Below are 25,444 nucleotides of genomic sequence, written 5' to 3'. Positions count from 1 at the left end.
CCGGTCATTCACAGCCGATGTCCGATCAAAACAGCCACCGCCTCGACCAGCTTCTCGTTTCCCGCGGCCTCTTTTCCAGCCGCTCGCGGGCTCGCGACGCCGTGCAGCGCGGCACGGTCAGGATCGGCGGCCAGGTGATAACGAAAGCCGGCGCGCTCTTTGGCGAAGACGCGGCAATAGAGATCGATGATCCCGCGCAGGACTATGTCTCGCGCGCAGCGCTGAAGCTTGCCGCAGCCCTCGATCATTTCCGCCTCGACCCTGGCGGCCATCAGTGTCTCGATATCGGCGCTTCCACAGGCGGCTTCACCGAGGTGCTGCTGCAGCGGGGTGCTGCGCACGTCACGGCGATCGATGTCGGCCATGGGCAGATGCATCCGCGCATATCGGGCGATCCGCGCGTGACGAACAAGGAAGGCCTCAACGCCCGCAACCTGACGGCAGACGATATCGGCCATTCCGCCACCTTCATCGTTTCCGACGTTTCCTTCATCTCGCTGAAGCTCGCATTGGCGCCGGCGCTCGATATCGCCGAGCCGGGCGCGACAGCCGTCCTGCTGGTCAAGCCGCAGTTCGAGGCCGGGCGCGAGGCGATCGGCAAGGGCGGCTTGCTGAAAGATCCCGCTTCCGCTCCGGCCGTCGCCTCGGAATTGGAGCGCTGGTTCATCGAGGACATGGGCTGGAAAAGCCATGGCCTCATCCCCTCCCCGATTTCCGGCGGCGACGGCAATCAGGAATTCCTTCTGGCAGGATTGAAACCGTGAGCACCGAAACCGTCACGATCGAAAAACTCGGCGCCCAGGGCGACGGCATCGCAAGCAATGCCGGCGGACCTGTTTATGTGCCCTTCTCCCTGCCCGGGGAAACGGTGGCAATCGCCCGCGTCAGGAACCAGGGCACGATCATGTCGATCACGACGCCTTCAACCGAGCGGCAGGAACCGCCCTGCCGGCATTTCGGTCCTGACGGCGTCAACGGCACCTGCGGCGGCTGCACGTTGCAGCATCTGACAGACGGCCCCTACCGCGCCTTCAAGCGCCAACTGGTCATCGAAGCGCTGAAATCCAAGGGTTTGACGCCTGATGTCGGCGAGGTGGTTCCGGCCCGGCCGGGCGAACGCCGCCGCGTGGTGTTTGCGGCGCGTAAGACCGAGAAGGACATGCTGATCGGTTTCAACCAGGCCGAAAGCCACCACATCGTCGCGATCGAGGAATGTCCGATCTCGTCGGCAGGGATCATCGCCCGGCTGCCGGCGATCAAGGCGATTGCGGCCTCGCTGGCAACCAATGCCGAACCTTTCCGGGTCGCGGTGCTCGAAACCCTCTCCGGTCTCGATGTCGCTGCCGACGAAGTGAAGAAACTTTCCGACCAGCAGCGGCGAAAGGCGATCGAGACCGTACTCAGCCTGCGCGGCATTGCCCGCGTGACGGTGAATGGAGAGATCCTGGTCGAACCGTCGAAGCCGCTCATCGATTTCGGCGGTGTCCAGGTTTCCCCGCCGCCGGGCGGCTTTGCCCAGGCGACGAAACCGGCGGAAGAGGCGATGGCGGAGCTGGTGCTTGCCCATGCCGGCAAGGCGAAGCGAATTGCCGATCTCTTTGCCGGCGCCGGTACGTTTTCGCTGCGGCTGGCGCGGATCGGCCGTGTGCACGCGGTCGAGGCGGAGGGCGCGGCGCTCGCCGCGCTCGACCACGCCGCACGCAACACGCAGGGACTGAAACCCGTCACCATCGAGAAGCGCGATCTCTTTCGCCGTCCTTTGATGACGCAGGAGTTCAAGCCTTTCGATGCCGTCGTCTTCGATCCGCCGCGTGCGGGCGCTGAGTTCCAGTGCAAGGAACTGGCGCGCTCGGCGGTGAAGAAGATCGCGGCCGTCAGCTGCAATCCATTGACGCTGGCGCGCGACCTCGCGATCCTCGTCGAGGGCGGCTACCGGATCACCAGGGTGACGCCGATCGACCAGTTCCTCTGGACCTCGCATGTCGAGGTGGTGGCGACGCTGGAAAAATAGGCGTCGAGGCCGCCGGTGTCAGCGACGCATGAAGGCTTCGAAAGCGGCCCGGGCCTCGGCGCTCTTGAGGCGCGCCGAGAAATGCCGGGCCTCCTCGTCGATGCGGGCGATGATTTCGCTGCGCTCGCCGCGGATGAGATCGCGGGCAATGCGTAGCGCTTCCGGCGGTTTGGCCGCGAGGCGGGCTGCGGTGGCAAGCGTCAGGGCATCGACTTCACCCGGTTCGACGACTTTCCAGACCAGACCGGCTTCCTTCGCCTCTTCAGCCGAAAAGGCTTCGCCCGCCGCAAGCAGGGCGAAGGCGCGCTGATGGCCCATCAGGCGCGGCGCGATGAGGCTCGAGGCCGCCTCCGGCACCAGCGCCAGATCGACGAAGGGAGTGCGGAACTGGCTTCGATCCGAGGCGATGGTCAGATCGCAATGGAGATGCATCGTGGTGCCGATGCCGATCGCAAGTCCGTCGACGCCCGAAACGATCGGCTTTTCAGCGTTTACCAGCGCATAGAGGAAATCGAGGAGCTCCTGCCCCAGGCCGCCGCCCATCGCCGCGGCGAGAAAATCGCCCATGTCGTTGCCGGCCGAGAATGAGCCTTCCGTGCCGAGGAAGGCAGTGGCGCGGATCTCGGGATTGGCGTTCGCCGCATTCAGCGCATCGGTCATCACACGGTACATGGCCCGTGTGATGGCGTTCTTCTTTTCCGGCCGGTTGAAGCGGATGAGCTGGACGCCGGGATGGGCGGAAGGCTGTTCGACGACGATGTGATCGGTCATTGTGTTTCCTCAGGCAAGCAGGATGCGGGCGGCGGCGAGACTGGCTGCGCCATTGACGACCCGGTCGCGAAGGGCTGCGGTTTCCGCCAGCAGATTTTCGGCGGCGAAACGGCAAAGTGCGATACGGCCTTCGCCTGCGCCATCGGCACTCCCGGCGAGAGCGCCCTTGGCGAGGTAGCAGCCGGTAAGCGCGAGCCCGAACAGGCGCTGATAGGGTGTGGCGCCCGAGAGCGCCTCGGCGGCCCTGCCATCGGCAAGCATCTTCAACAGCCAGGCAGTGGTCTCGTCGAGGTCGGCGATGGCAGCGTCGAGCCTTGCAGCCGTTTGACCGAAACTATCGAGATTGGAGTGACGCACATCATCGGCGACCGTCCTGAGCTCGGCGATGAAGCCTCTCACCTGATCGCCGCCGGAGAGCGGCAGCTTGCGGGTGACGAGATCGATCGCCTGAATGCCGTTGGTGCCTTCGTAGATCGGGGCAATGCGGGCGTCGCGAAGATAACGCGCTGCACCCGTCTCCTCGATGAAGCCCATGCCGCCATGCACCTGAATGCCGAGCGAGGCGACCTCGACGCCGGCATCCGTCGAGAAGGACTTGGCGATCGGCGTCAGCAGGGCGGCGCGCTCCTGCCAATGATGGCGGCCCTCGCTTGCCAGGTGAGACATGTCGATCGCATGGGCGCAGGCGTAAGAAATGGCGCGCGCGCCCTGCGTCAGCGCCTTCATGGTCAGCAGCATGCGGGCGACGTCAGGATGTTCGACGATCGGGCTCATGCCGGCGCCGGTCCAGCCGGGCGCCCTGCCCTGCGTGCGCTCCCTGGCAAAGGCGACGGCCTTCTGGGTGGCGGCCTCCGAGACCGCAACGCCCTGCATGCCGACGGCAAGACGGGCATTGTTCATCATCGTGAACATGCAGGCGAGCCCCTTGTTCTCCTCGCCAACCAGCCATCCGACAGCACCCTTTTCGTCGCCGAATTTACCGTCACCGTAGATCATCGTGCAGGTCGGCGAGCCGTGGATGCCGAGCTTGTGCTCCAGCGAGTGGCAGAACAGATCATTGCGGGCTCCAAGCGAACCGTCGTCGTTCACCAGGAATTTCGGCACCAGGAAAAGCGAGATGCCGCGTGTGCCGGCCGGCGCATCCGGAAGGCGGGCCAGCACCAGATGGATGATGTTGTCGGCCGCGTCATGCTCGCCCCAGGTGATGAAGATCTTCTGGCCAAAGATGCGGTAGCTGCCATCGGCGCGGCGCTCGGCGCGCGCCTTCAGGACGCCGAGATCGGAGCCGGCATGCGGTTCCGTCAGGTTCATGGTGCCGCTCCATTCGCCCGACACCATTTTTTCCAGATATTTGTCTTTCAGCGCGTCGCTGCCATGGGTGCTGACCGCTTCGATCGCGCCCATCGTCAGCGTCGGCGCGAGCGCAAAGGCCATGGAGCCGGAGTTCCACATTTCGAGAGCTGCGACATTCAGCATATGCGGCAAGGCCTGGCCGCCGAATGCTTCGGGCGCCGTCAGGCCGTTCCAGCCGCCGGCGATCCAATTGCGATAGAGATCGCGCCAGCCATCCGGCAGCCTGACCTCGCCATCGGTCAGGCGGGCGCCCTGGCGGTCGCCGATGTCAGCGAGAGGCGCTACTTCCTCTGTGGCAAAACGTCCCGCCTCGGCCAGGATGGCGTCGACGAGGTCTTCGCCGAGATCGCCGAGAAGCCCTTTCGAAATCGCCTCGCCCATGCCCGCTACATGCTTCAACGTGAACGCGATTTCCTCGACGGGCGCCTTGTACATGCTTTTCTCCTCCGCAGACCGGCCTGCGCATGACAGACCTCTCCAGCGCCACGGCTAATTGATTTTTACGTAAACGTCAATTTCGATTTCTTGAAGCCCCATGCGATAATTCAGCTGACATGGCGCTTTGCTCTTGCACCCTTGCACAAATGCACGTCATGGAGAATCTCTAAAGCATGTCGCCTGGAAGCGCGCAGCGGTTCCGGGGTAAGGACATGACAAGACAAACGGTTAAAGCCCGTCGCGTGAATCGAGTTCGATGCGATGCGCTCAGGAATGAATCGCCTTCGCAAAGGACCGGCGAACAATGGACACATTGCCCGTCAACATACCCGGTTTCGTCTGGGCCTATCGCTTTTCACCCAACGAAAAGACCGCGGTGCGGCTGACGAACAGTGCCACGGTGGCGGAACTGACCGGCGATAACTGTTTCTACTGGCTACACCTCAACCTTGCCGATGCGCGCGTGCCGGCCTTGCTCGACACGCTCGACGGGCTGACGGAGGACGCGAAATCGGCGCTGACAACGCGTGACACGCATGCGACAATCACCGTCGACGAGCAGATGCTCTACGGCACGCTCATCGACTGCCAGCGGGATTTCGCCCAGGACACCAACAATCTCGGCTGGCTGCACTTCGCCATGTCCGACCGCTTCATCATCACCACCCGGCTGCAGCCGCTGCGCAGCGTCGAACGGGCGCGCGCGCTGATCGAAAAAAATCCGGGCAAGTTCGCGCTTCCGGTCGATCTTTTCGAACTGCTGGTGATCGAGTTCCAGCGCACGCTGATCGCGATCGTCATCGAGCTGACGGAAGAGCTGAACCTGATCGAGGATATCGTCTACGACAACGCACCGCGCGACGAGCGCCGGCGCCTGGCGCCGGTGCGGCGAACCGTGGTCCGGCTGCATCGGCATCTGCGCACGGTGCTGGCGCTGATGCGCCGGGCGGCGGCAGCCGACGAGGACGAGATGCCCTTCGGCTTCGACGATGTCGCCAGGCGGCTGACGAGCCGGCTGGAGACGGTGGACCACGACATCTATGCCCTACAGGACCGGGCGCGCCTGCTGCACGAAGAAATCGACTCGAAGCAGTCCTCCGAGACCAACCGCCACCTCTACCTGCTGTCGATCATGACGGCGTTCCTGCTGCCGCCGACCCTCGTGACGGGTTTCTTCGGCATGAACACGGCCAACCTGCCCTTCGCCATCGGCGACTACGGCACGGAATATGCCGTCATCCTCATCATCGGATCGATCGTCTTTGCCTGGTGGCTGCTGAGGCGGGTGGATATTCTTTGAGGGTGAACGGAGGAGTAAGCGCTGGGCAACTCCGTTCTGCCATGAGGTGCGACGTTTCCCACAGGGCTCACCTCACACTCCGCCATCCCAGGGCTTGACCCTGGGACCACAACCAAGCCCGCGGCTTCAATAAATTCCCTGCAGTTGGACGCCATCTCTGTCCACGCAGCGCCAGCCGCATCGCCCGGAACGGTTCTTGCACGGTTACTAATGTATTTACCGTGGGGAGACCTAATGTCATGAAATGGTGCACATCCGGAGAGTTTGCCCCTCTGATGCTCGTTGTGAGTGGGCCGGAAAAATACAAGCTTGTTGCAACCCTCGGGCAGGCTGCCGAGATGCTGACGATTGGCTGGCCGATCGACGATGGAGAGGAATATCTTATTGCGATCAGGGCGTGCCGGGATGCCATTCATGGGGAAATTCCGGCTCAGGTCGCGCGCACAGCGCTTATCCGTGCCGCCGACGAAGCTGGCATTTCGGTGATCACCGTCGTTCACTGAGTTTCGCAGGACGGCCGCTTGTTTCGCGCTTGACACGTCCCCTCTCCCGTTTTTCGGGGAGAGGGTCAGGGTGAGAAGCAGTATTCGGGACCTATCAATATGGCGAATAGCACTGCTGGCGCGGGCCGTTATAGGGCTGGAAGGTATTGTCGTAAGCGCGATAAGACCGGTAGCGGTTGGCGCACCAGGCGACGTGGCTTGACCCCATGCGAGGCGCGGGCTCGACGTAACGCGGCTGGGCGACGATAGCGCCGCCGATGACCGCTCCGGCGCCGAAGGCAGCGAGCGGATACCAGTAGCCGTTATAGCGGCGATAGCCCGGGCGGTAGTAGCTATATCCGCGATAGCCGCCGTAATAGCCGGGCCGGTAGTAAGCGCCGGGGCGATAGCCGGGCCGGTAGTAATCGCCGCGATAGTAGCGGCGGTACTGGACGTTCTCGACCGCGGAAGGTTTTTCCATCTGCGGGGCGGTGGGCATCTGCATTGCCTGCGACGGCACGAAGCCTGTCAGAACGACGGCGGCAGCCAGAACTGCGGTCGCGATCTTGTTTCTCAGCCCGATCATTTCTTTCTCCCATTCAACAGCGGACACCGCCTGCTCAGCAACGCTTTCGCGCCCGAATGGTTCCGAAAGCGGCCGGGGAACCGGCTGCTTTCCCTTTTAGAGAAGTCGAACTGAACCGGACATTAACCGGTCAGTGTTCTACGCCACGGCAGAGATTTTCGCCTGATCGCCCTGCAGACGATTCACCATGAAGTTCGAATACCATTCGAGGAACTGCATGACGCCGCCTTCATGCACGACAGAATAGGGGCCGGGCTCATAGGCGGGCGAGTGAATGCCGAAGGCGTTTTCTTCGACGATGCGGCGGTCCTGATCGTTGGTCTCGGTCCAGACGTGGGTCAGTTCTTCCAGATTGTAATCCACGCCTTCGACCGCATCCTTGTGGACGAGCCACTTGGTCGTCACCGCCGTCTCGTTGGCATTGAGAGGCAGCACGCGGAAGGAGATGGCGTGGTCGCCGAGCAGGTGGTTCCACGTCGTCGGATAGTGGAAGAGGAGCATGGTGCCGATGCGGTTGATCGAGATATCGTCGGAAATCCGGCGATTGACGGCGGGCTTGCCGGACATGGTGTAGCTCTCGGCGTCCTCGATCAGCGGCATGCGGGCGGTGCGGAACTGACCGTCCGGCGAAATCTGGAACTTGCTCGGCAGGCCGGCGGCCTCGCAGCGCGCCCAATGGCCGGCGATCTCGGGATCGTCGGCGCCGCCATCCGTGCCCGTCACGCTCGGCGCTTCGGGATAGGTGCGGCAGAGTTCGGGGTGATTGGCGGCGCAGTGATAGCACTCGCGGTTATTCTCCCAGACGAGTTTCCAGTTGCCCTTCTCGATGATCGTGCTCTGGAAGGCGACCTTGGTTTCGCCGATCCCGTGCGGCGCCATATAGGGCTCGATCTTGTCGCGCACCGGCTGGAAATCCGGGGCAGTGTTGGCGAGGCAGATGAAAATGTAGCCTGCCACGCTTTCGCAATGGACCGGCTTCAGGTTGAAGCCCGATTTGTCGAAATCATCGCCCATGTGACGGGCGAAGGCGAGCTTGCCGTCGAGATCATAGGTCCACTGGTGATAGGGGCAGACGAGACGCACGGAGGAGCCGTGCTCCTTGGTGCAGACGCGCGAACCGCGATGGCGACAGCTATTGTGGAAGGCGCGAATGACATTGTCGCGGCCGCGGACGATGACGACCGGATATTTGCCGATCTGGACGGTGAAATAGGCTCCCGCCTTCGGCAGTTCGCAATCATGGCCGATGAACAGCCAGTCGCGATAATAGATCATCTCCATGTCGAGCTGGAAATAATCCTCGTCGGTGTAGAACGGCTGCTCGAGGCTGAATCCCTCGCGGCGGTTCTTGAGCTGACGTAAAACGTTGCTGCGAATATCCATCTTCATGTCCTCGTGCACCGGGCTACCGCCTTCGGGAGAGAAGGCCGGCGGAAGCGAGACCGCTTCCTCTCCATCAGGAGAATTGTTCATGGGGTCATTTAATCACCTGCTATGACCGCCCCTTGGTTACAATGCGACATCGGCTTCGAAATTGACGACAGGATGCAGCAAGGCGCAAGCGGCTCATCCCGGTCGATCGCATCGCCCGACTCTCCCGGCAATTATCGTCAGTTACGACGCGGCGTAAAGGCCGGTTCCGCGAAGAGATCAGGTGCGGGATATCGATATTTGTCTTATTTGCGACATCTGACGGCGCTTGCCCTGTTCCTGAAAAAGCCCCGGCCGCTTCTTAACACCGCCTTAAGCATACCGTCCTATCTTCTTCACGATTGCAGGCCGACCGGAGAACGCGAACCATGGCCAAACTCCGTTATTTCGATGCGAAAGACCCGACCAGATTCCAGGAACGGCAGCCGATTGCCGCCCATTCCGAATTCTTGCGCACCGGCCGCATCCCCCGCGAGCGGCGGCACTGGCTGGCGGAGGAAAGGCGTTACCTCACCCATGACGAGGTCGCCGCAAAAACCGGCCGCAAGCTGCAGGTGGCCGGCGAGAAGACGCATCAGCACATCAACGGCTTTCACCACTCGATCCAGTTTCCGAAGATGATCTTCCACCGGACGCTGGAGGACAGCCCGCATCTCGGCTATTGCCACGTGACGGCCTCACGCACGAAGTTCGCTCATTATGAAGAGGTGAGCTGGGCCTTCTACATCTCCAATTTCTATTCCGATATCGGCGACAACGACAACTTCTTCGAACGCATCGATGTCGGCTATTCCAGGATGTATTTTGCCGTCGCGATGAAACCGGGCGAGGATTCCTCGGAAAAGATGAGCATCGACCGGTCGGTGCGCGGCAACGGGCTGCTCTTCCGCACCCATGATCCGCAGGCGGCGATCCGCAACATCCTGCTGCTTGGCGCCCGCAACGAACAACTGCGCGAAATCATCCGCCAACTCTAGGCGAACAAGGCGATTGATCGCGGGCGGCGGAAAGCCTAATGACTGCCGGAACCAGACACGGGCAGCATATGGCACGCATCATCGACATCAGGACGGATCGGCAGGCAGCGCTCGAAGCGGGCTCGGCCGCGCTGGCCGACGGCTTCGCCATCGCCATCCCGACGGAGACCGTCTATGGCCTCGCTGCCGACGCCACCAATCCGGCGGCGATCACCCGCATCTATGAGACCAAGGGACGGCCGCGCTTCAACCCGCTGATCTGCCACATGGCCGATCTTGAGATGGCTGAAGAGCATGCCGAATTCGACCCGGTTTCGCGGGCGCTCGCCATCGCCTTCTGGCCCGGGCCACTGACGCTCGTGCTGCCGCTGAAGCCTGACAGCCCGATCCACTCGCTGGCGACCGCCGGGCTCGACAGCGTCGGCGTGCGTGTGCCGATGGGTTTCGCGGGCGCCTTGATCGGCGCCTTGGGACATCCGCTTGCCGCACCCAGCGCCAACACCTCGGGCGGGATCAGCGCGACGAGCGCCGCCCATGTCGAAGCCGATCTCGGGACGAAAATCCCGTTGATCCTCGACGCGGGTCCAAGTGCGGTCGGCGTCGAATCGACGATCGTCAAAGTAGAGGAAGGCCGGCTGAGGCTGCTGCGCCCCGGCGGGTTGGCGGCACGCGAGATCGAGCGCGTCGCAGGCCAGCGGCTGCTGCGGCCGAGGACGGCATCGGCGGCGATCGAGGCGCCCGGCATGCTCGCCTCGCATTACGCGCCGGGGGCGTCGGTGCGTCTCAACGCGACGGCGGCGGAACCCGGAGAAGCGCTGATCACCTTCGGCGGCCCTGCCGTCTCCGGCGCGGACGGCGCGCGAATCGTTCTCGATCTCAGCCCGCGCGGCGATCTTGCCGAGGCAGCGGCAAATCTTTTCGACTACATGAAGCGGGCCGACGCCAGCGGCGCGTCGAGCATCGCCTTTTCGCCCATTCCCGAAGAAGGGCTGGGCGAGGCCATCAACGACCGCCTGCAGCGGGCTGCCGCCCCCCGCGACTGAAGCCGAGAATGAGGATGGAGAATCGCCCGATGAGCAGTCCCAGCATTTCCACCGAACATCTCGACCGCTTCGCAGCCATCGTCGGCAGCAGGCACGCGCTTCGCAGCGAGGCTGATCTTGCGCCGCATCTGGTCGAAAACCGAGGGCTCTATCACGGCTCCTCCCCTCTCCTGTTGAAGCCCGGTTCGGTCGAGGAAGTCTCCGCGATCATGAAGCTCGCGACCGAGACCGGAACGGCGATCGTGCCGCAGACCGGCAATACCGGTCTCGTCGGCGGCCAGACGCCGCGCGAGGGCAAGTGCGATATCATCCTCTCGCTCGAACGCATGAACCGGATTCGCGATGTCGATCCGGTGGCGAACGTGCTGGTGGCCGATGGCGGCGCCATCCTGGCCGAAGTGCAGAAGGCGGCCGAGGCGCATGGGCGGCTCTTTCCGCTGTCGCTCGGCTCGGAGGGCTCCTGCCGCATCGGCGGCAACCTTTCGACCAATGCCGGCGGCACGGCCGTGCTTGCCTACGGCAATATGCGCCAGCTCTGCCTCGGCCTCGAAGTGGTGCTGCCGACCGGCGAAATCTGGGACGGGTTACGTCGCTTGAAGAAGGACAATACCGGCTACGACCTGCGCGACCTCTTCATCGGCGCCGAAGGCACGCTCGGCATCATCACCGGCGCCGTGCTGAAACTCTTCCCGCAGCCGCTCGGCCATCAGGTGGCATTTGCCGGCGTGAATTCGGTCGAGGATGCGCTTGCCCTTTTCAACCTTGCCTCAAGCCTCTGCGGCGCCTCGCTCACCGGTTTCGAACTGATGCCGCGTTTCGGCGTCGAGATCACCACCCGTCATATCGAGGGTGTGCGCGATCCCCTCAATGCGGCCTATCCCTGGTACGTGCTGATCGACATCTCGACCTCGGACTCGGCCGAGACTGCGGAGCGGATGATGAATGGCCTGTTGGAACAGGGTTTCGGGGCCGGGCTGGTGCTGGATGCCGCAATCGCCGCATCCGTGGCGCAGCAGAAAGCAATCTGGCACATGCGCGAAAGCATGTCGGATGCTCAGAAGCCGGAAGGCGGGTCGATCAAGCACGACGTTTCGGTGCCGGTGTCGAAGATCCCGCATTTCATGGCCGAGGCGGAAGCGGCAGTGATGAAGGCGATGCCGGGCGCCCGCATCTGCGCCTTCGGCCATATGGGCGACGGCAATATCCATTACAATATTTCGCAGCCGGTCGGCGCCGACAAGGCGGCCTTCATCGCCCGCTGGCGCGAAATGAACCATATCGTGCATGGGCTGGTGCTTGCTCATGGCGGCTCGATCTCGGCCGAGCACGGGATCGGCCAGCTGAAGCGCGACGAGCTGGCGGCGATCCGCCCGGCAATCGAGATCGAACTGATGCGCCGCATCAAGCGCGCCTTCGATCCGGCTGATATCATGAATCCGGGGAAGGTTGTCAGCCTCGATCCGCGAGGCTGACCGTCAGCGCCATCAGGCCTGCTGCGTGCCGCCGCCGGTCAGGATCATCAGCGCCGGCGACTGCTGCGAGGTGTTCTGGACGTCGTACATCGCGGTGAAGCGTTTCAGCAGCTTGTCGACCTTTTTCGGATCCTGAAGATCCTCCAGCTTGACGAAGCGGTTGATGAGATCGGCCTGCTTGGCGACATCCATGCCTGAAATCTGCGACGGCAGGCTGTAGGCGGTCGTGATGACCTGGTAGAGCGCCTTATCGCCGAGGATCGAATAGATCGAGGTGATGCTCGAGGCCTTGCGGCTGAAGTAGAGCGCCAGGCGCACACCGTCGTTGGTTTCGCCCTCCTGGGTTTCCAGCGTCTGCTGCAGGTAGAGCTGCTGCGTGCGATCCTCGGCCGCCTTGTTCTGGACGGCGCCAATCTTGGCGCGGGTCAGATTGCCGTCCTTGTCGAAGTTGAAGGCGGCGACGATATCCTTGAAGCGCGCATCGGCCTTGTCGTTCAGATAGCTCTTCTTGTCGTCGGGATCCGAAGTGAAGATCTTCTTCAGCGTGGCCTTGTCGTAATCCTTCGGGTCAAGGTTGTTCGCCTTCAGCACCAGGTCGGTCAGCCGGCTGTCGTCGAGGAAATCGTCGAGCGACTTCACCTTCGCCATGCCCTTTGCGAAATAATCGACCTCGGCCGTCGCATCCTTGGCCGCCTTGTCCTTCACCGGGCCGTCCTTCAGCAGCATGGTGACATGCGACTTGTAGTCGGTGGCGTATTTGGCCATGGTGGCGTCCGGAAGCGCCTGGAAGGGCGACGCCGCCTTGCCGTCGGGGCCGAAATTGAAGGCGCGAGCAAGGTTGGTGATGCGCTCGTCCTTGAGGGAGGCGATATAGCCGTTCGGGTCGTATGCGTCGCTCGTCAGGATCTTGCGCATCATCGAGCGCGATACCTCCTGATCGGTCAGGCCAAAGGCCTGCAACGCCACATGAAAGAGATCCGGCAGATTGTCGTTGCTCTTGGTGAAGTCCGCCGCCGAATTGGTGCGCAGGAAATCGTTGACGCTCTTGATCTCGGAGAAATCGAGCAGACTGGTGCTGTCGGCCATCATGCTCTTGTAATTGTCGGCGACCTCGTCGATCGCCTCATCGCGCTCGTCGTCATAGCGCGCTGCATAATTGTCGTTGGTGGTCTGCGCCTGGGCGGCGGTCTGGACCGAGCTGACAACCGGAAGCGACCCGTCGGCGGCGAAGTTGAAATCGGCATTCAGATCGGCGTAGCCGGCTGCGGAAGCGGCCGCCGGATCGGTCAGGATGCTCCTCAGGTCGGCGTCCGAGATATTGGTCGGCAGGTTGTAGGTGCTCTTCAGGAAATTGGTGATGGCAGGATCGGCAATGAGATCATCGACGTTGGTAATCGTCGCCATCCGGGAGGAATAGTCATCCGTGCGTGCGGCGGCTGCAAATTTCGTGTTGCTGATCTGGGTGGCCGTCTGCGCCGCCATGCCATCCTCGAGCGAACCGTCTACCTGGAAGTTGAAGGCGGCGGCGACGTCGGCATAGGTGCCGGTGCCGCTCTGATCGGTGAGGATGGCACGAAGATCGACGTCACTGACCGTCGATGGGACGCCATAGGCGTTGCGGACGAAATTGTTCAACTTTTGGTCCGCCAGCAGCTGATCGACATTTGAGATGCCCGCGATCGTGGACTGGTAATAGACCGCAGCATTATCGGCCTTGCTGGCGGTGCTCGCGCTTTGTGCGGCACTCTGCGAAGCATAGAGGGTAGCGACCGACCCGTCCGTCTTGAAATTGAAGAGCTCGTGAACGTCGCTGTAGCCTTGAGCGCTGGCAGCCGCCGGATCGACGAGGAATGTCCTCAAGGTCGCATCGGAGACGCTGTCCGCGATCTGCATGCTGGTTCTGATATAGCTGACGGCAACGGGATCGGACATGATGTCGTCGACGTTGTTGACGCTGCCGATCATGCCGTTGAAGTGCGTTGCATTCGCCGCAGACTTGTCGGTGGTCGACTTGAGCTGCGTATCGGTCTGGATCAGCGAACCGTTGATCGAGCCATCGGCATTGAAGTTGAAGTCGGCATTGAGGCCGGCCTTCCCTTGGGCCGCAGCATAGGCCGAATCCGTCAAAATGCTCTTCAGCTCGGCATTGCTGAAGTTTACGCCGAGGCCGTAGGCATCCTTGATGTAGCGCGCCATCACGCCGTCAGCGAGCAGGTCGTCGACATTGGTGATGCTGCTCGATCGCGAGGTGAGGGTGTAATAATTGGTGGTGCTCGACGCCGCCGATGTCAGCTTGTTCGCCTGATCGATCGACTGCGCCCGCACCGTGTTCGAGGTCGAACCGTCAGCGTTGAAGTTGAAAGCGTTATAGACATTGGTAAAGCCCATCAGTTGGGCATAGCCGGGATCGGTCAGCACCGTCTTCAGCGCGGCCGCGGTGAAATCGGCGCCCATGCTGTAGGCCGTCTTGATATAGGACGCCAGGCGACTGTCGGCGACCAGATCGTCGACATTGGTGATCGTGCCGATCTTGGCTGTGTAATAGGCCTTGTTGTAGTCGGCCGCCGTCTTGCTGACGTAGACGACATCCGAACCGACCGAATTGTCGATGATGACGGACTGCGAGTTCAGCGTGTAGGTCTCGATGACCGAAGCCTTCTGAGCGGTGGTCTGGGCGGTGCCATTGACGGTGCCGTCGGCGTTGAAGCTGAACTGGGCGGCAAGCGCCTTGTACTTGTCGCCGCCTTGCGTGTTGACGAAGCTCGTGGGGTCGCTGAGATCACTCGTCAGCACCTGCCGCAGAAAATCCGTCGACGCATAGGTCGGATCGATCTTGAAAGTCTTCAGCACATAGGTGCGCAGCCTTGTGTTGTTGACCAGATCGTCGACGGTCTGTACGGCGTCGATATTGTTGCTGTAATAGGTGCTCTCGGCGCTCGCCGCCTTGTCGGCATCGATGAAGGACTGCTTGTAGAGGCCGATGAGATCGTCCTCCTGCGCATCCGTCTGCACGTCCTTTTCAGGCGCGTTGAAGTTGAAGGCGGCGGCAAATTCGCGGTAGCGCGTATCGGAGAGCTTGTTGGCGTAGCTGTTGGGGTCGGTGAGATCGCTCTCGAGAACCTTCTTCATGAAGGCCTTAGCGTAGGTCATGTCCTCGAGGCCATAGGCCTTCATCGCATAGCTGTAGAGCTTGTAGTCGCCGAGGAAGTCGTCGACCGAGGTGACCTTGTTGATATTGTCCGCGTAGTACTGGGCATCCTTCTTGACCGTCGACTGCGCCGCAACCTTGTTGAGGCTCGACGTCATATCCTTCGACAGGATCGTGTAAGCGAGGGAAGCCGTGATCATAAAAAGCGCCCTTTTGGCAAAATCTCTAAAGAACGACGAACTGCTGGTGGCCCCATTTTGCCACGCAAAACTTACCCGAGGCTTACCCGAGGCTTGCATCATTTCAGCACAGCGCACCGTTCACCTTCCGGAAACCCTGCCGGATTCGGTTTTGATAACCATCGTAGGAGGCAAAGTTTTCTTAACCGCAATTTTTAAGCTGTACGGAAGGGCAGCCGCCTATTGTCGGCCATAGAGGACGAAAAGTCCCGAGGAGAAGACCGGAAACCGGCTCTCAGGTAAGACAAGGGTAGAATGAAATGATCAATCCCGTTATGAAGCCCGCCTGGGCTGGCACGACGCTGCGCCTCGATCCGTCCCGCTTTCCCCAGCAGGTCAGCTACGCCATCCATGATTGTTCGGATGACGTCAGTATCACGATAGACGAGCGCGGCGCGGTCCTGCGTAAGATCCTTCCCTCCAGCGGCCTGCCGCTGTCGATTGCCTTGCCGAAGCGCGTCTTTCAGGGTGTCGCGGCCCGCGCCATAGACCACGGCGACGGCGAAGTCACCGTGACGCTCGAACTCCACCATGCGGACCCGGAACTCTGCATTCCGCTGCTCGTCGCCCATGATCTCAGCGATATCGCCGCCGACTGGCGCAGCTGGTCGGAAGCCTTCCGCATTCCGATGCTGATGGTCGAGGCCGATGGTGTCGCGCGGCCGCTTGAAGACCATATCGGGAGCCTTCGCACCGGCGATCTCAAGCCGCGCCGCCGGCATTCCTACTTCGCCAATCGCCGTCCGCGCTTCCTTGTCCGCCGCACCACCGGCCGGCTGGGCGTTGCCATGAAGATCGAAGGCAAGGAAATCATCGCCCGCAACTGAGCGAAATCGCGACAGCGCCATTCGGCAAGGCCGCTTTAGAACCATTTTGAAACCCGGCGCCCGCGCCGGGTTTATCGTTCCATTCAGGGAATGGCGAACAGCAGCGAGACGAAGAGGCCGAAGAAGATGATCAGGCCGACGCGGTTGTTCGACTTGAAGAGCGCCAGGCATTGGGCGGGATCATCGATATCAAGCCGGACGATCTGCCAGGCGAACATGCCGGCGGCACCGATGAGCGCCAAGAAAGCGATGAGATTGGCGTCGCCGAGAAGGAAAGCGGCAAACATCAGCACCAGCGTCAGCCCGTAGAGACCGATCAGCCATTGCCGCGTCCTGTCGCCGAAGAGGCGCGCCGTGGAGCGCACGCCGATCAGTTCATCATCTTCCTTGTCCTGATGAGCATAGATCGTGTCGTAACCGATCGTCCAGGCGACGGAGGCGGCATAAAGCAGGATGGCGGCGAAGGAGAGGCCGCCTGATATGCCGGCCCAGCCCATCAGGGCGCCCCACGAGAAGGCAAGTCCCAGGAAGAATTGCGGCCAGTCGGTGAAGCGTTTGGCAAAGGGATAAAGCGCCACGATCCCCAGCGAGAGAACGCCGAGAAAGACGGTCAGCCAGTTGAACTGCAGCAGCACGAAAAGGCCGACAAGCGCCTGGAGGCCGATGAAAATCTTTGCGTGGGCGCGTGTGACACGGCCGGAAGGGAGCGGGCGCGAACGCGTACGCGCCACTTCCATGTCGATCTCGTGGTCGACCAGATCGTTGTAGGTGCAGCCGGCGCCGCGCATGGCGACCGCGCCGATGAAATAGAGGAAGAGATGGGAGACCAGCAGGCTGCCGGAATACCGTCCCTCGCCGATCGCCGCATTGGCGGCCAGCGTGGCCGACCAGAAGCACGGCCACATCAGGAGCTGCCAGCCGATGGGCCGATCCCAGCGCGCGAGCTGCGCATAAGGCCAAAGCCACGGCGGCAGGATCTTGTAGACCCAGTTATCGGAAGGTGCGTCGGAGACGCGATCGTTGAAATGACCGGTATCTTGCATACCGCTCATCTAGCGGCGGGCCGGCGATCCGGTCAAGAAGCGATCGCGGCGGCGCATCACTGGAGCGAGAAATTGAACCTGTAGGTCGCCGAAACGCCGATCAGAACCTGGTTCTTCGAACCCCGCTCGCGCACGAGACTGCTGTCGGCGGCAGGACCGGCAAGCCGCTTATATTCGAGGAAGGAACTTGCCGACAGGTTTTCCGTCGCCTTCCATGTCAGGGCTGCACCGGCACCATAGGACTGGATGCCCGATGACGGCTTGTAGGGATCAAGGCCGCTTGCCGCAGCCTGCTTGGCGTTGACGCCGTAATAGGCATCGTAATAGCCGCTGGTGGCGAATGTCGCGCGCGGGCCGCCTGACAGTTGCAGGTCGGGCGCAATATCGGTGAAGGCATCGACGGCGAGATCGGCGACGACGCCATCATGCGAGCGGATGCCCTGGCGGACTTCGGCGCGGGCGCGCAGGAAATCGGTCGGGTAGACTTCGACGAAGCCGCCGGCTTCCGCACCCCATTTGACTTTCTTCATGCCCTTCAACTCATGGCCGTCGCCTTCATCGCGCGAGGGCACGAATTTGCCGACGATGCCGGCGCGGAAAGTGCCGTTGTCCATGAGGGCGAGAGACGGATTGTCATTGCGCGAGGAAAAGCGCGGGGCCGAGCCTTGCCGGCCGGCCGAGATCAGCGGGCTGAACCTGAATTCGTAACGCGACGAGCCCTCGAACTTCGGCGCGGAGAAGCCGGTGACGCCGACGCTCAGATACCAGTCGCCGGACCAGAAATGCTGGCCGCTCTCCTGCGCGGCGGCCGAACCAAAGGATGAAAAGGCAATAAGCAACGAAATCGATACGACTGATCGATGAGACACGTCCGCACTCCAGAAAAACGCAAAACAAAGCCGCGGAGGGCGGCGGTGGCTACATTTATCGTGAGGTCGTTACGCCAGTGTTAACCACGGTGAAACAAGGGCGCTCATGAAAGGCGTGCCGTGTGGCCCCTCATCCGCCCTACGGGCACCGACCGGGGCGAGCCACGGCCTATGCCATCAGTTGTAGAATTCAGCAAAACCCTTCCGCAGTTCCTTATCTCTGGTTCCACCGGCGGATGACCGGTTCGGTTAAATCGTGCTCATAACCGAGCACGCTGATACCAGCGGTATCCAGCACGAAATGCGCGCCGCCCTCCGGTGGCAGGCCGAGCCAGCGGGCGGCGAGCACGCGCAGGAAATGCGAGCTCGAAAAGATCAGGATATTATCGGCCGCCTGGCGAAGCGCATGGATGACGGTGTCTGCGCGGGCGCCGACATCGGCGGCCGTTTCGCCGTTCGGGCAGCCGTCGCGAAAGAGCTGCCAACCGGGGCGGTCCGCAAGGATCGCCTTCGTGGTGACACCTTCATAAGCGCCGTAATCCCATTCGGCGAGATCCTCCCGGATCACGGCCCCTGCCCCGAATCCCGCAAGCGTGCAGGTCTTGCGGGCGCGCTCGGACGGGCTCGACCAGACGGCTGAGACGGAAAGGCCGGCCAGCCGCTCGGCAAGCTTGCGGGCGGCGGCCTCGCCGTTCGCCGTCAGCGGAATATCGCTTCGCCCGGTGTGGCGCCCGGAAAGGCTCCATTCGGTTTCGCCGTGCCGGACCAGGTGGATCTCGGGAAATGCACTGCTCATCGGAATGTCCTTTCGTCAGCGGCGGCGTCTCTCCCCGGATCAGAACGTCACCTTCTCCAGCGGTGAGCGCGCCGCCTCGAACTCCTTCAGCTTCGCTTCATTCCCAGCGATGTAACTGCGATTGTCGGGAACCGTGAACTGGTTCTTGGCGATCTGAATCTGCAGGATGAAGAGCTCATCCCAGCGAAAGCCCATTTCGGAACCGGCCAGATAGAATTCCCACATGCGGAAGAACTGCTCGTCGTAAAGGGCCACCGCTTCGGCCTTGCGCGCCACGAAACGCTCGCGCCAATGGCGCAGCGTATAGGCATAGTGCATCGGCAGGATTTCAACATCCCTGACCAGCAACCCCGCCTTTTCAAGCGGCGGCAGAACCTCGCCGACCGAGGGAATGTAGCCGCCAGGGAAGATATATTTCTCGATGAAGGCGTTGGTGGCAAAGCTCGGCTTCGGGCGGGCGATCGAATGCAGGACCATGACGCCGTTATCGTCGAGCAGGTCCCACACCTTGCGGAAGAAATTGCCGTAATTGCCGATGCCGACATGTTCGAACATGCCGACCGAGACGATGCGGTCGAACTTCCTGCCGGTCATGCTGCGGTAATCCTGCAGCTCGAAACGCACGCGGTCGGTAAGGCCGCGCTTTTCGGCGCGGGTGCGGGAGACCTTGAGCTGTTCTTCGCTGAGCGTAATGCCGGTGAAATCAGATCCCTCCGCCGCCTCCGCCAGATACATGCCCATGCCGCCCCAGCCGGAACCGATCTCCAGGATGCGCTGGTTGGGCTCGAGCAGAAGCTTGGCGGCGATATGGCGTTTCTTGGCGAGCTGCGCCTCGTCGAGGCCGATGCCCGGCGGCTCGAAATAGGCGCAGGAATATTGCCAGTCCTCGTCGAGAAACAGGTCGAAGAGCTTTGCAGACAGGTCGTAGTGATGGGCGACGTTGTGCTTGTTGCGGTTGACGGGCATGCGGCTCTTCAACTGCTGCAAGGCAATGCGGCCGACGAGGAGCGCGGCCATCTTGAAATCGAAGATCTCGTTGGTGGTGTTCTGCTTCACCAGCGACAGGAAATCATAGATATTGCCCTGTTCGAGAATGAACCGGCCTTGCATGTACATTTCGCCGAGCTTCAGCGTCGGGTCACGCCGGATGGCGTCCTCCGCCTCCTGATCGGCAACGCGAGCGACAACCGTTTCACCGGTACCGTCGCCGATCGTGTGGGTTTCGCCATTGGCAAGGGTGAGTTTCAAGGACCCCTTGCGGATGATTTGCTGGATAATCGCTAGAAATGCCGACGCCATGGACGCCTCGCAAATGTGACAGGATGGTCACATCAACTTAATAAGTCTCCTTCGCCTTACAAGCGCGGGATTTAGCACTCCGTAAAGAACGCTGCCAAACTGTTGCATTTTTGCCCAAAAGCCCGTTAAGCCCTTATTTTCGCTTCATGGCTTCGGCAAGTGCCGCGCCGAAAGCGCCCTGGCTTTCGTGCTTCGGGGCGGCGGGCCGGCGCTCGTTCTGCGGTCGCGAACCAGTATTTCCGCGAGAATCACCACGCGGCTGAGACGCTGAAGAACCATCGTCTCGCCGCATGGAGAGACCGATGCGCTTGCGCTTGGCGTCGACCTCGACGACCCGCACCTTGACGACGTCGCCCGCCTTGACGACCTCATGCGGATCTTTGACGAAGCGGTCGGCAAGTTGGGACACGTGCACCAGGCCATCCTGGTGCACGCCGATATCGACGAAAGCGCCGAAGGCGGCGACGTTGGTCACCGTGCCTTCCAGCACCATGCCGGGCTTCAGGTCGGAAATTTCGTTGATGCCCTCGGCGAAAGTCGCCGTCTTGAAGCTCGGGCGCGGGTCACGACCGGGCTTTTCCAGTTCCGAGATGATGTCCCTCACCGTCGGCAGACCGAATTTCTCGTCGATGAACTGACGCGGATCGATCGATTTCAGCACGGCGCTGTCGCCCATCAGCGCCCTGAGATCGCGGCCGCAGGCAGCAACGATCTTCTTGGCGACGCCATAGGCTTCCGGATGGACCGAAGAGGAATCGAGCGGCTCCTTGCCGTTGGGGATGCGCAGGAAGCCGGCGCACTGCTCGAAGGTGCGGTCGCCGAGCCGGGCGACCTTCAGGAGATCGCGACGCGTCTCGAAACGGCCCTCGCTGTCGCGGTGGCGGACGATCGCATCTGCGATCGACGGACCGAGGCCGGAGACGCGCGATAGCAGCGGCGCTGAGGCCGTGTTGAGATCGACACCGACGGCATTCACCGCATCCTCCACGACGGCATCGAGCGAGCGCGACAGCTTCTGCTGGTCGACATCGTGCTGATACTGGCCGACGCCGATCGATTTCGGCTCGATCTTGACGAGTTCGGCCAAGGGATCTTGCAGACGCCGCGCGATGGAGACGGCACCGCGCAAGGACACGTCGAGATCGGGGAATTCGGCGGCTGCGGTCGCCGAGGCGGAATAGACCGAGGCGCCCGCTTCTGACACGATGACCTTGGTCGGCTTCGGGGCCGGAAGCTCGGCCAGCATGTCGGCCACCAGCTTTTCCGTTTCGCGGCTGCCGGTGCCGTTGCCGATCGAGATCAGTTCGACATTGTGCTTGCGGATCAGCGAGGCGAGTTCGATCTGGGCGCCGCGCACATCGTTCCTCGGCTGGAAGGGATAGACGGTCGATGTCGCAACCACCTTGCCGGTGCCGTCAACGACGGCGACCTTGACGCCGGTGCGGATGCCGGGATCAAGCCCCATCGTCGCGCGCGAGCCGGCGGGTGCGGCCAAAAGCAGATCCTTGAGATTACGGGCGAAGACATGGATCGCTTCCTCTTCGGCCCTTTCGCGCAGTTCGCGCATCAGGTCGAGCGAGAGCGACATGGAAAGCTTCACGCGCCAGGTCCAGCTTGCGACCTCCATCAGCCAACGATCGCCGGGACGGCTCGTGCCAATCTCGTAGGCGGCAGCGATCATGCGTTCGACGGGCTTGTTCGGCGAAAGGGTCTCGGCATCCGCTTCGATCGTCAGCGTCAGCACTTCCTCGTTCCAGCCGCGCAGCATGGCGAGCGCGCGATGGCCGGGCGCAGTCGCCCAGCGTTCGGAATGGTCGAAATAATCGGAAAACTTCTCGCCCGCCGCCTGCTTACCGTCGACGACCTTGGCCTTCAGCAGGGCGGCCTGACGCATATGAGCACGCAGTTTTCCGAGAAGGTCGGCGTTTTCGGCAATGGCTTCGGCGATGATGTCACGCGCGCCTTCGAGCGCCGTCTTCACATCGGCCACATCAGCCGTGACGAAGCCCTCGGCGAGCACCGCCGGCTCCCGGCCGCGCTCGGCAAGGATCGCCTCGGCAAGCGGGCCAAGGCCGCGTTCCCGAGCGATCTCGGCGCGGGTGCGACGCTTCGGCTTATAGGGCAGATAGAGATCCTCGAGTTCGGCCTTGGTTGCGGCAGCAGCGACCTTGGCCATCAGCTCGTCGGTCATCTTGCCCTGGCCGGTGATCGATTCGACGATCGTGTCGCGCCGGGCTTCGAGCTCGCGCAGATAGACCAGCCGCTCGGCGAGATCGCGAAGCTGCGTGTCATCGAGCCCGCCCGTCACCTCCTTGCGGTAGCGGGCGATGAAAGGCACGGTAGCGCCTTCATCCAGCAACTCGATGGCGGCCTTGGCCTGATCGGGTCGGGCATTGATTTCGGCCGAGATACGGGCTGCGAGAAAGCGAAGATCAGCGGCCATGGGATTTCCTGTTCCGACGAAAGTTGCGGGACCATAGCGGCGAAAAGCGGCAAGGCAATGCCCGACCGTGGTTTCCACAACGGAAGTTGATGGATTGGGGGTCCCCGCCCCATCGCGCGCTTCCGTTTTTGCGGTTGTGCAGATGCGGCATTCTTTGATAGCAGAAGCAACGTTTTTGGATCGCCCTGCCCGCGGGCGCAAGGAAAAGAGTGACATGCCAAACCTTCTTCTCGAACTCCGCTCCGAAGAGATTCCGGCCCGCATGCAGCGCAAGGCTGCCGGCGACCTGAAGAAGTTCGTCACCGATGCGCTTGTCGAAGCGGGTCTGTCCTATGAAGGCGCGCGCGAATATTGGACGCCGCGCCGGCTTGCGCTCGACATCCACGGCCTGACGGCGCGCTCGGCCGATGTGCGCGAGGAGCGCAAGGGACCGCGCACCGACGCCAACGAAAAGGCGATCGAGGGTTTCCTGCGCGGCGCTGGCCTTTCCTCGGTCGCCGAAGCGCAGGTGGTGAGCGATCCGAAGAAGGGCGATTTCTACGTCGCGGTCATCTCCAAGCCTGGCCGCGCGGCCGAAGAGATCATCGCCGAGGTGATGCCCGGCATCATCCGCGATTTTCCCTGGCCGAAATCCATGCGCTGGGGCAAGGCTTCCTCCAAGCCCGGCGCCTTGCGCTGGGTGCGGCCGCTGCAGTCGATCGTCTGCACCTTCGGCCCTGAGCATGAAGAGACGGTCGTCATTCCCTTCGAGATCGACGGCATCACCGCCTCCAACATCACCTACGGCCACCGCTTCCATGCGCCAGAAGCCATCACCGTCCGGCGCTTCGACGACTATGTCGCGAACCTCGAAAAGGCGAAGGTGATCCTCGATGCCGAGCGGCGCAAGGACATCATCCTGCACGACGCCCGCGACATCGCCTTCGCCAACGGGCTCGAACTGGTGGAGGACGAAGGCCTGCTGGAGGAAGTCTCCGGCCTCGTCGAATGGCCGCAGGTGCTGATGGGCAGCTTCGAGGAGGATTATCTCTCGATCCCGTCGGAGATCATCCGGCTGACGATCAAGACCAACCAGAAGTGCTTCGTCACCCGCAGGCAGGGCGAGGAAACGCTATCGAACAAATTCATCCTCATCTCCAACATCCAGGCAACGGATGGCGGCAAGGAAATCATTCACGGCAACGGCAAGGTCGTGCGCGCCCGCCTTTCGGACGCGCTGCATTTCTGGAAGCGCGACCAGGGCAACCTGCCGGATCTCGAGACGCTGGAAGCTTCGGCCAAAAAATTCGGCCTCGACCTGAAGAAGCCGCTCGATCAGCGCATGGCCAAGCTCGACGCGCTCGATGTGACCTTCCATGCCAAGCTTGGCACGCAGGGCGCGCGCGTCGCCCGCATTCGGGCGCTGGCATCGGAGCTCGCTGATATCACCGGCGCGGACACGGCTCTCGTCGATCGTGCCGCCGTTCTGGCCAAAGCCGACCTGCGCACCGAAGCCGTGGGAGAATTCCCGGAACTGCAGGGGTTGATGGGTCGCAAATATGCGGTACTGCAGGGCGAGAATGCCTCCGTTGCCGCCGCCATCGAGGATCACTACAAGCCGCAAGGCCCATCGGACCGTGTGCCGGAGGACAAGGTGGCGATCACGGTCGCTCTTGCGGACAAGCTCGATACGCTGATCGGCTTCTGGGCGATCGATGAAAAGCCGACAGGCTCGAAAGATCCCTTCGCCCTGCGCCGCGCCGCGCTCGGTGTCGTCCGAATCCTGCTGGAGCGCAGGGTTCGCCTGCCGCTCCTGGCGACATCAAAGGACTCCGATCTCCTCTCTTTCTTCCACGACCGCCTCAAGGTCTATCTGCGCGATCAGGGCGCCCGTCACGATCTTATCGACGCCGTGCTGACGCCTGAAGCCGACGACCTCTTGATGGTGGCGCGCCGCGTCGAAGCGCTGACGGCCTTCATCACGTCTGAAGACGGCAAGAACCTGCTCGCCGGCACCAAGCGCGCCACCCAGTTGCTCGCCGCCGAGGAAAAGAAGGGCACCGTGATCGCCGACGGCGTTTCGGCAGCGCTCTTCAAGCTCGATGCCGAAAGAGAGCTGTTCGCCGCGATATCGAGCGCATCGAAAGATGCGGCGGATGCCGTCGCCGGAGAGGATTTCCGATCGGCGATGGCAGCGCTTTCCAAGCTGCGCGGCCCGGTCGACCGCTTCTTCGAAGACGTTCTCGTCAACGACGAGGACGCCGCGATCCGCGCCAACCGCCTCGCCCTGCTGCGGCTGATCCGCGAAGCGACGGGAACGGTTGCTGATTTCTCGAAGATCTCGGGCTGAGAATGAGTACCATCGGCGGCCTGGCATTGCGGCCGCCGAGGCGCTATTCATGACGCATGCAAAACAGAATTCTCGTCAGCGCCTGTCTCATGGGTCAGGCCGTCCGCTATGACGGGCGAGCGAAGCCGTTGCTTCATCCGGCAATCGAGAGATGGCGGGCCGAAGGGCGGCTGGTGACGATCTGTCCGGAGATGTCGGCGGGCATGCAGGTGCCGCGGCCGCCGGCGGAGATTGCGAACGGCGCGACCGGTAAGGACGTGCTGGCCGGCAGGGCGCGGGTCGCCGAGCTGACGGGCGCCGACGTGACGGAAGAGTTCCTGCGGGCGGCGGAAACCGCCGTGGCGCTCGCACGGCAAACCGGCTGCCGCTATGCGCTGCTCATCGACGGCAGCCCGTCCTGCGGGTCCGGATTCATCTATGACGGCTCGTTCTCTGGCCGCAAGCAGGCCGGCAACGGTGTGACGGCGGCGGCGCTGAAAGCGGCCGGCGTCGAGGTGTTTTCCGATCGGGAGATCGAGCGACTGATCGACCGTATCGCGCAATAGGCCTTCAAATGACACGGCCGCCGGAAAAACCGACGGCCGCTA

At 62.3% G+C, this 25,444-nt stretch carries 20 protein-coding genes; 10 read left to right on the top strand and 10 right to left on the bottom strand.

The features are described 5' to 3' along the window. Positions 1 to 17: 17 nt before the first annotated feature. Both ATY78_RS02040 and ATY78_RS02035 read left to right on the top strand, forming a co-directional pair. The gene (locus tag ATY78_RS02040) at positions 18 to 764 is read left to right on the top strand and encodes a TlyA family RNA methyltransferase (RefSeq protein ID WP_088680837.1); all 747 of its coding nucleotides are present in this window, start codon (positions 18 to 20) and stop codon (positions 762 to 764) included. Then, entirely contained in the window at positions 761 to 2,011 is a 1,251-nt protein-coding gene (locus tag ATY78_RS02035; RefSeq protein WP_088680661.1) for a class I SAM-dependent RNA methyltransferase, read from the top strand. Before ATY78_RS02040 ends, ATY78_RS02035 begins: the two co-directional genes overlap by 4 nt. Before the next feature lie 18 nt (positions 2,012 to 2,029). Here ATY78_RS02035 and ATY78_RS02030 read toward each other — a convergent pair whose 3' ends face one another. Both ATY78_RS02030 and ATY78_RS02025 read right to left on the bottom strand, forming a co-directional pair. Continuing rightward, on the bottom strand, positions 2,030 to 2,782 hold the full coding sequence (locus ATY78_RS02030; protein WP_088680660.1) for a crotonase/enoyl-CoA hydratase family protein: 753 nt from the start codon (positions 2,780 to 2,782) through the stop codon (positions 2,030 to 2,032). 9 nt (positions 2,783 to 2,791) lie between these two features. Further along, positions 2,792 to 4,570, bottom strand: a complete 1,779-nt coding sequence (locus ATY78_RS02025) for an acyl-CoA dehydrogenase (protein WP_088680659.1) — start codon at positions 4,568 to 4,570, stop codon at positions 2,792 to 2,794. A 307-nt stretch (positions 4,571 to 4,877) separates the two neighbouring features. Between ATY78_RS02025 and ATY78_RS02020 the strand changes: the two genes are divergently transcribed. Together ATY78_RS02020 and ATY78_RS02015 are read left to right on the top strand one after the other, a co-directional pair. Then, positions 4,878 to 5,873, top strand: a complete 996-nt coding sequence (locus tag ATY78_RS02020; protein WP_088680658.1) for a transporter — start codon at positions 4,878 to 4,880, stop codon at positions 5,871 to 5,873. A gap of 239 nt (positions 5,874 to 6,112) precedes the next feature. Continuing rightward, positions 6,113 to 6,376 carry a DUF982 domain-containing protein gene (locus ATY78_RS02015; protein WP_088680657.1) on the top strand — a complete coding sequence of 88 codons (264 nt, stop codon included), beginning with the start codon at positions 6,113 to 6,115 and terminating at the stop codon, positions 6,374 to 6,376. A 94-nt stretch (positions 6,377 to 6,470) separates the two neighbouring features. On the opposite strand, the gene ATY78_RS02010 is transcribed toward ATY78_RS02015, so the two are convergent. Together ATY78_RS02010 and ATY78_RS02005 are read right to left on the bottom strand one after the other, a co-directional pair. Next, complete coding sequence (locus ATY78_RS02010; RefSeq protein ID WP_088680656.1) at positions 6,471 to 6,941, bottom strand: BA14K family protein; 471 nt, start codon at positions 6,939 to 6,941, stop codon at positions 6,471 to 6,473. Between the two features lie 138 nt (positions 6,942 to 7,079). After that, positions 7,080 to 8,324, bottom strand: a complete 1,245-nt coding sequence (locus tag ATY78_RS02005) for an aromatic ring-hydroxylating dioxygenase subunit alpha (protein WP_088680836.1) — start codon at positions 8,322 to 8,324, stop codon at positions 7,080 to 7,082. A 416-nt stretch (positions 8,325 to 8,740) separates the two neighbouring features. Between ATY78_RS02005 and ATY78_RS01995 the strand changes: the two genes are divergently transcribed. From ATY78_RS01995 to ATY78_RS01985, 3 genes are all read left to right on the top strand, one after another. After that, a complete protein-coding gene (locus tag ATY78_RS01995; RefSeq protein WP_088680655.1) occupies positions 8,741 to 9,349 on the top strand; it encodes a DUF6656 family protein in 609 nt (202 codons plus the stop codon). Positions 9,350 to 9,417: 68 nt separating this feature from the next. Beyond that, positions 9,418 to 10,392 (top strand): L-threonylcarbamoyladenylate synthase, encoded by a 975-nt coding sequence (locus ATY78_RS01990; RefSeq protein ID WP_088680654.1) that lies wholly within the window; start codon positions 9,418 to 9,420, stop codon positions 10,390 to 10,392. Positions 10,393 to 10,421: 29 nt separating this feature from the next. Continuing rightward, positions 10,422 to 11,864: an FAD-binding oxidoreductase gene (locus ATY78_RS01985; RefSeq protein WP_088680835.1), complete on the top strand. Its 1,443-nt coding sequence runs from the start codon at positions 10,422 to 10,424 to the stop codon at positions 11,862 to 11,864. Between the two features lie 12 nt (positions 11,865 to 11,876). On the opposite strand, the gene ATY78_RS01980 is transcribed toward ATY78_RS01985, so the two are convergent. Then, a complete protein-coding gene (locus ATY78_RS01980) occupies positions 11,877 to 15,212 on the bottom strand; it encodes a DUF1217 domain-containing protein (RefSeq protein WP_088680653.1) in 3,336 nt (1,111 codons plus the stop codon). Positions 15,213 to 15,511: 299 nt separating this feature from the next. On the opposite strand from ATY78_RS01980, the gene ATY78_RS01975 reads away from it, so the two are divergent. After that, entirely contained in the window at positions 15,512 to 16,078 is a 567-nt protein-coding gene (locus ATY78_RS01975; RefSeq protein WP_088680652.1) for a DUF6101 family protein, read from the top strand. 83 nt (positions 16,079 to 16,161) lie between these two features. Here ATY78_RS01975 and ubiA read toward each other — a convergent pair whose 3' ends face one another. The 5 genes from ubiA to ATY78_RS01950 all read right to left on the bottom strand — a co-directional run bounded on the left by ubiA (position 16,162) and on the right by ATY78_RS01950 (position 22,528). Then, positions 16,162 to 17,121: a 4-hydroxybenzoate octaprenyltransferase gene (gene ubiA, locus ATY78_RS01970; RefSeq protein ID WP_088680651.1), complete on the bottom strand. Its 960-nt coding sequence runs from the start codon at positions 17,119 to 17,121 to the stop codon at positions 16,162 to 16,164. A gap of 56 nt (positions 17,122 to 17,177) precedes the next feature. Beyond that, positions 17,178 to 17,990 (bottom strand): MipA/OmpV family protein, encoded by an 813-nt coding sequence (locus tag ATY78_RS01965; protein WP_088680650.1) that lies wholly within the window; start codon positions 17,988 to 17,990, stop codon positions 17,178 to 17,180. Between the two features lie 214 nt (positions 17,991 to 18,204). Beyond that, positions 18,205 to 18,786: a histidine phosphatase family protein gene (locus ATY78_RS01960; protein ID WP_088680649.1), complete on the bottom strand. Its 582-nt coding sequence runs from the start codon at positions 18,784 to 18,786 to the stop codon at positions 18,205 to 18,207. Between the two features lie 39 nt (positions 18,787 to 18,825). Continuing rightward, complete coding sequence (locus tag ATY78_RS01955; protein WP_088680648.1) at positions 18,826 to 20,085, bottom strand: cyclopropane-fatty-acyl-phospholipid synthase family protein; 1,260 nt, start codon at positions 20,083 to 20,085, stop codon at positions 18,826 to 18,828. Positions 20,086 to 20,218: 133 nt separating this feature from the next. Then, positions 20,219 to 22,528, bottom strand: coding sequence for a Tex family protein (locus ATY78_RS01950; RefSeq protein WP_088680647.1), 2,310 nt, complete (start codon positions 22,526 to 22,528; stop codon positions 20,219 to 20,221). Between the two features lie 214 nt (positions 22,529 to 22,742). On the opposite strand from ATY78_RS01950, the gene glyS reads away from it, so the two are divergent. Continuing rightward, a complete protein-coding gene (gene glyS / locus ATY78_RS01945) occupies positions 22,743 to 24,857 on the top strand; it encodes a glycine--tRNA ligase subunit beta (protein ID WP_088680646.1) in 2,115 nt (704 codons plus the stop codon). A gap of 56 nt (positions 24,858 to 24,913) precedes the next feature. Next, positions 24,914 to 25,402, top strand: coding sequence for a DUF523 domain-containing protein (locus ATY78_RS01940; protein WP_088680645.1), 489 nt, complete (start codon positions 24,914 to 24,916; stop codon positions 25,400 to 25,402). Positions 25,403 to 25,444 lie beyond the last annotated feature (42 nt).

The organism is Rhizobium sp. R635, from assembly GCF_002211285.1.
Taxonomy (GTDB): Bacteria; Pseudomonadota; Alphaproteobacteria; order Rhizobiales; family Rhizobiaceae; genus Rhizobium.
The sequence above is the reverse complement of the archived record's forward strand: the minus strand, read 5'-3'. Positions and strand labels throughout refer to the sequence as shown.